Annotated in this window: 4 protein-coding genes; all 4 read right to left on the bottom strand. The window is 44.4% G+C overall.

The genetic code is table 11. The features are described 5' to 3' along the window. Nucleotides 1-1,169 precede the first annotated feature (1,169 nt). The gene (locus V2H77_RS05875) at nucleotides 1,170-3,083 is read right to left on the bottom strand and encodes a propionate--CoA ligase (RefSeq protein WP_341498066.1); all 1,914 of its coding nucleotides are present in this window, start codon (nucleotides 3,081-3,083) and stop codon (nucleotides 1,170-1,172) included. Between the two features lie 50 nt (nucleotides 3,084-3,133). Then, on the bottom strand, nucleotides 3,134-4,585 hold the full coding sequence (locus V2H77_RS05870; protein ID WP_341498065.1) for a bifunctional 2-methylcitrate dehydratase/aconitate hydratase: 1,452 nt from the start codon (nucleotides 4,583-4,585) through the stop codon (nucleotides 3,134-3,136). A 54-nt stretch (nucleotides 4,586-4,639) separates the two neighbouring features. Further along, nucleotides 4,640-5,806, bottom strand: a complete 1,167-nt coding sequence (prpC, locus tag V2H77_RS05865) for a bifunctional 2-methylcitrate synthase/citrate synthase (RefSeq protein WP_341498064.1) — start codon at nucleotides 5,804-5,806, stop codon at nucleotides 4,640-4,642. Between the two features lie 61 nt (nucleotides 5,807-5,867). Further along, complete coding sequence (gene prpB, locus V2H77_RS05860) at nucleotides 5,868-6,758, bottom strand: methylisocitrate lyase (RefSeq protein WP_341498063.1); 891 nt, start codon at nucleotides 6,756-6,758, stop codon at nucleotides 5,868-5,870. Nucleotides 6,759-6,919 lie beyond the last annotated feature (161 nt).

The following is a 6,919-nucleotide window of genomic DNA, read 5'->3' as shown; positions in this document are numbered from 1 at the left end:
GATGCATCTTGAAATCCATAAGGTATAAGTCGGAGCAACCTGTTTATACCCGTCATCTTTCAAGCTGCCTCTTTGTTGGCTGCACTCACTCACCCCGGTCACATAGTTATCTATGCTCCCGGGGATTCGCTCCCTTGCCGTCGCGATGCAACTTGAAATCCATAGGGTATATATTGGGTTAATCATAATATAATAACTAAAAAATTTATTTCCTTTGTAACTTTCTCATTATAATCTTTAGTTTATACCCGTTATCTTTCAAGTTGCCTCTTTGTTAGCTGCACTCACTCACCCCGGTCACATAATTCGCTATGCTCCCAGGGATGCGCTCCCTTGCCGTCACGATGCATCTTGAAATCCATTGGGTATAGGTTTGAAGCGCAATTCATCACATCACTATTTTATTCACTCATTTATTTTTCTAAAAAACATCTATTTCTATTACTTGTAATTTCTATCCGTAATTATTACCTAAAATTGTTACCTTTAATTACTAATTATAGCTCTTAATTGTTATCAGTAATTTACCTTTATAATAGATTTGCATTGACATAATGGTTTTGTAACCACATAACTCCGCATATTCCTAATATCTATTTTTTCAATAGCACAATCGCTAAATCTGCTACGGTTATACATTTTAGCAAATTTCAGGCAATTAACATCGTACTATTTAATTCTCTACTTCGATATACTATTGGCACAATAATAGCCAGCCAACTCATGTGAAGGCAAAAGTAAAACACTACTTGGAACAATTGTTTATATTTAGAGAACGAAAGGAACGTTAACACAGGCTGAACATTAATACAAACAAAACACTAGTAAAAGTCAAACACTAATCAAAAAAATAAAAAATTTAATATGTTAAAAAGAAACCTTACCGACTAACATTGCTATTATTTTTACCCTGGGCGCTAATTAACAAACGTTATATACCCGTTATCTTTCAAGTTGCCTCTTTGTTGGCTGCACTCACTCACCCCGGTCACAGAGTTATCTATGCTCCCGGGGATTCGCTCCCTTGCCGTCGCGATGCATCTTGAAATCCATTGGGTATAGTTGTACTTAACAGACGAAATCATTCAGGAAGTCAAATGCCTATTATGCGCCTGGCGGCAATAAATAGCCTAATTGATTTATCAACCCATTAAAAACATAAAAAATACTTATGTTTTAGTAAAAACAGCCTCCCGAATGACCTCCAATGCAGCAGGATTTTCAATCAGGGAGAGATCGCCGGGTTCACGCCCTTCACATATTGCTTGCATGGTTCGACGGAGCATTTTTCCTGAGCGTGTTTTAGGTAGCTGCGAGACAAAATAGATCCGTGACGGGCGGCCTACGCTGCCAATTTGTTTATTCACCAAACCCATCAAAACCTTTTCCAAAGCAGCAAAATGCGCGGCATTCTGGATCTCCTTCCCATCCTTGAGAACAACAAAAGCAACTGCAACCTGCCCCTTGATGGCATCCTTAATGCCAATAACAGCCACTTCGGCAACATCTTCATGGCTGGCGATACACTCTTCTATCTCCCGCGTTCCCAGACGGTGCCCGGCCACATTAATCACATCATCCGAACGCCCCAAAATAAAATAATAGCCATCACTATCACGGATACCCCAATCGAATGTGGAATAAACAGCATGATCGAAATGTCGCCAATAGGTGTTGATAAAGCGTGTATCATCACCATAGATAGTTTGGATACAACCCGGGGGCAAAGGTCCTTCAATAACCAGCATGCCTTTTTCATTATCACCACACGCTTTGCCAGTCAGTTCATTGATGAGCTTGACATGAAAGCCATACATCGGAAAGCCAGGACTGCCAAATCGACTCGGTCTGTCATCCAAAGCACGAGCGATCGCCATAATCGGCCAACCTGTTTCGGTCTGCCAGTAATTATCAATAACAGGGACGTTGATAGCCTCAGCAATCCAGCGGGCAGTATGCTCATCTAGCGGTTCTCCCGCCAAATACAATGACTTAAGTGATGAAATATCGTATTTACCAATACATTCAACCGAATATTTTTTCAGTACACGAATAGCTGTAGGTGCTGAAAACATTCGTGTTACTTGATATTTTTCTACTATTTTCCACCAAATACCCGCATCTGGTCGTATCGGCAACCCCTCATACATAATCGTCGCCATTCCTGCAATTAGAGGAGCATAAACAATATAAGAATGGCCGACGATCCAACCGATATCTGAGGTGCTAAAAAACACTTCACCCGCTTTACCGCCAAAAATGATATCCATAGATGTTGCCAAGGCAACGGCATAACCGCCAACATCACGCTGCACGCCCTTTGGCGTACCTGTGGTGCCGGATGTATAAAGCACACAAGAGGTTTCATTTGATTCAAGCCAAGTCACTGGCACATCAGCATCAAAGTGTTCTTGCCGCAAGGTAACGAAATCAATATCTCTCCCCGGCACCCAAACCATTTCCGCCAACCCACGGTTAACCATCAACACATGGCGAGGTTTATGGTTCGCCAGTTCAATAGCTTCATCCAACAATGGCTTGTAAGGAATGATTTTTCCACCGCGCGATCCTCCATCGGCAGATACTACCAACACCGGTTCCGCATTATCCAGCCGCGTAGCAAGGCTCTGAGAAGCAAAGCCACCGAAGACAACCGAATGAACGGCGCCAATACGAGCACAAGCGAGCAAAACAAACAGCGCTTCGGCAATCATAGGCATATAAACCAGAACTCTGTCGCCTTTTTTTACCCCCAAAGAGAGCATCATCGCAGCCGCTCGATTCACTTCCTGATGTAGTTCCCTGAAAGTAAATACTTTCTCACTATTGGTTTCTGTTGAGATGGTGATCAGCGCTTTAGCATCAGGCTGGCTTTCCAGCCAGCGATCCAACGCGTTGTAACATAGGTTAGTTTTTCCCCCGCAAAACCAACGAGCAAAGGGAGGATTGCTATAATCCAGCACTTGCTCAAACGGGTGTTGCCAGAAAATACGTTGCGCCTGTTCAGCCCAGAATGCATTGGGATCATCAATAGATTGCTGATAAAAAGCATTGAATGACATAATCTCTCCTAGTGCTGCCATAGATGATAAAGCGGCACTTTGGGAGAGCGGCCGCTGATAGCATTACAAATCTAAATAACGTACAAATCGAGGTACTCGTTTACAGGCATGTTTTCCAGTAACTGACGGTCAAGGGAAACAGACAGGATTTTTTTCTGTTGCGTTTCAGGGAACTGCCGCGCCAAGTTAGTTCTGAATTTTTTCAGCAATAATGGAATGCCTTCCTCACGGCGGCGAGCATGGCCGATAGGGAATTCAACTTTAACTTCATCAAACTGGCTACCATCTGCAAACATAATAGTTAATGCGTTAGCAATAGAACGTTTTTCCGGATCGTGATAATCACGAGTAAAATCAAGATCCTCAACACACACTATTTTTTCCCGCAATGCATCAATGCGGGGATCTGCCGCAACGCTATCTTCATAATCCGCCGCAGTGAGACGACCAAAGATCAAAGGAATCGCAACCATGTACTGAATACAGTGGTCTCTGTCCGCAGGGTTATTTAGCGGGCCTTGTTTATCAATAATCCGTATACAAGCTTCATGGGTTCGAATGGTGATCTTTGTAATATCATTGATGGTCTGACCCGCATCTTTCAATTGTTGATGCAGACTCATTGCAGCTTCCACCGCAGTTTGCGCATGAAATTCTGCCGGGAAAGCAATTTTGAACAGCACGTTTTCCATCACATAAGAGCCATAGGCACGCTGGAATTTGAAAGGCTGACCATTGAACAGAACATCATAGAATCCCCACGTTTTTGCGGTTAATACCGAGGGATATCCCATTTCACCCTTTTGCGCCATCAAAGCCAAACGAACCGCGCGAGATGTTGCATCGCCAGCAGCCCAAGATTTACGGGAACCGGTATTGGGTGCATGACGGTAAGTTCGCAGCGATTGACCATCAACCCAAGCCAATGATACCGCGCTCAGGATCTCTTCCCGATTCAACCCCAACATTTCAGCAACGACTGCGGTTGAAGCCACTTTTACCAGCACAACATGATCTAAGCCGACTTTATTGAATGCATTCTCCAGTGCAAGGCATCCTTGAATTTCATGTGCTTTAATCATGCCCGTTAAAACATCTTTGATCGTGAGCGGCTTTTTCCCACCAGCGACGGCATTTCTCGATAGCCAGTCAGCTACTGCCAGAATGCCGCCGAGGTTATCAGACGGATGTCCCCATTCAGCCGCAAGCCATGTGTCATTGAAATCTAGCCAGCGGATCATCGTACCAATGTTAAACGCCGCCTGTACCGGATCGAGTTGAAACTGGGTTCCCGGCACACGCACACCATTAGGCACCACTGTCCCCGGCACAATCGGCCCTAGTAATTTTTTACAGGCCGGATATTCCAATGCCTCTAATCCACAACCTAACGTATCCAGAAAGCAATAATACGCAGTTTCATAAGCAACGGATGAGGTGATGGAATATCCCATAACATAATCCACAATATCCACAATCACCTGATCGTATTCACGACGATTGCTTGCAACAGAGGTAGACATAATAATTCCTTGTTAAAAAACACTCATGCAGGAATCCCTGCGCCAAAAAGAACGTTATCCGCGTTTATCAATTGGTGTAAGTACGCGATTTTCTGGCCCGATGTAATTGGCTGAAGGGCGAATAATTTTGTTATCAATACGTTGTTCAATGATGTGAGCAGCCCATCCCGCTGTGCGGGCAATCACAAACAATGGTGTAAACATCGCCGTTGGTACGCCCATCATGTGATAGGAAACCGCTGAGAACCAATCAAGATTCGGGAACATGTTTTTATTGGCCCACATCACCGCTTCTAATCGATCCGCGATATCAAACATTTTGGTGGTTCCTGCCTCTTTAGAAAGTTGCAGAGCCACATCTTTAATGACTTTGTTACGGGGATCGGAAATGGTGTAAACCGGATGACCAAAACCGATAATGACCTCTTTTTTCGCCAAGCGAGCCAGAATATCACTCTCTGCTTCATCAGGGTTTTCATAGCGCTGTTGAATTTCAAAAGAGACTTCGTTTGCTCCACCGTGTTTTGGCCCTCTCAACGCACCAATCGCCCCGACGATAGCAGAGTAGATGTCTGTGCCAGTTCCTGCAATAACCCGACTGGTGAATGTCGAAGCATTAAATTCATGTTCGGCATAAAGGACCAAGGAGGTATGCATGGCTTTTTCCCACGATTCACTGGGCTTTTTACCATGCAGGAGGTGCAGAAAATGTCCGCCTATCGACTCATCATCAGTTTCTACCTCAATGCGGCGTCCATTGTGGCTATAGTGATACCAGTAGAGCAACATAGAGCTGAGAGAAGCCAATAATCTGTCAGCAATATCACGCGCTCCCGCGAGGTTGTGATCGTCTTTTTCAGGCAATGTACAACCCAGAACAGAGACTCCGGTACGCATAACATCCATCGGATGAGCGGCTGCGGGCAATGTTTCCAGTGCTGCCTTTACACTACCCGGCAGACCTCGCAATGCAGTTAGTTTCGTTTTATAGGCAGCCAACTCAGCACGGGAAGGCAATTTTTCGTGAACCAGTAGGTATGCAACTTCTTCGAATTCACACTGGGTTGCAAGATCAAGAATATCGTAACCTCGGTAGTGCAGATCATTACCGGTTTTTCCAACTGTACAAAGCGCCGTGTTACCCGCACTGATGCCAGAAAGGTCTACAGATTTTTTAGGCTTGAAAGTAGTCAACTCAGTCATCGAGTTCTGTTCGCTCATGGGTATCACCTCTACTGTTTTTATGCCATATAAAACGACGAATATCAGGTGGAGCCGTCCGTCATTGAGATTTTTTCTTGGAGAAAAGCAGATCCAGTTTTTGTTCAAAATCGTAGTAATTGATGCTTTCGTATAACTCGTTGCGAGTCTGCATCATGCTAATCACACTCTTCTGTGTCCCCTCGCGACGGAGTGTTGTGTAAACCTGCTCGGCCGCCTTATTCATTGCCCGGAAAGCAGAAAGCGGGTAAAGCGCAATAGAGACGTCCACACTTTTCAGCTCTTCAACCGTGAAAAGTGGAGTCGCGCCAAATTCAGTGATGTTGGCTAGTATTGGAACCCCGGTTATTGACGCAAATGTTTGATACATATGTAATTCAGTGATCGCTTCAGGAAACAGCATGTCCGCCCCGGCTTCGATATAGGCTTTTGCCCGATCAAGGGCCGCTGCTAATCCTTCAACAGCCAAAGCATCAGTACGAGCCATAATGACAAAATGCTCATCTGTACGAGCATCGACTGCGGACTTGATGCGATCAACCATTTCTTCTTTGGATACAATCTCTTTATTTGGGCGATGACCGCAACGCTTCGCACCGACCTGATCCTCAATGTGCAATCCCGCAGCCCCCGCTTTAATCATTGAGCGCACTGTACGGGCTACATTAAAGGCAGAGGAACCAAAACCAATATCAGCATCCACCAACAATGGCAAATCGCATACGTCTGTAATACGGCGGATATCTGTTAACACATCATCCAGCGTTGAAATTCCCAGATCAGGCATCCCCAACGAACCCGCCGATACACCACCACCAGACAGATAGATAGCTTTATAGCCAGCCCGTTTTGCCAGTAACGCATGATTCGCATTAATGGCGCCAACAACCTGTAGTGGAGATTCAGCTTCTATCGCCTGACGAAATGCTAAGCCGGCAGAGGAAAGTGTCATATACGACCTCGTTGTTATTATAATGAAACACATTTGTTACCTAGCAATAGGTGTACCAACCAAGTCAAAAATAACGGGCAGATTAAAAAGATAAATTCGATTTAAAAGTTAATATCTTGTTTTTTAAATTAAAAATAACATTAAAAATATTTATTAACCTG

Origin of the sequence: Photorhabdus sp. P32 (assembly GCF_038085095.1) — a bacterium.
Classification (GTDB): Bacteria; Pseudomonadota; Gammaproteobacteria; order Enterobacterales; family Enterobacteriaceae; genus Photorhabdus; species Photorhabdus luminescens.
The sequence above is the reverse complement of the archived record's forward strand: the minus strand, read 5'-3'. Positions and strand labels throughout refer to the sequence as shown.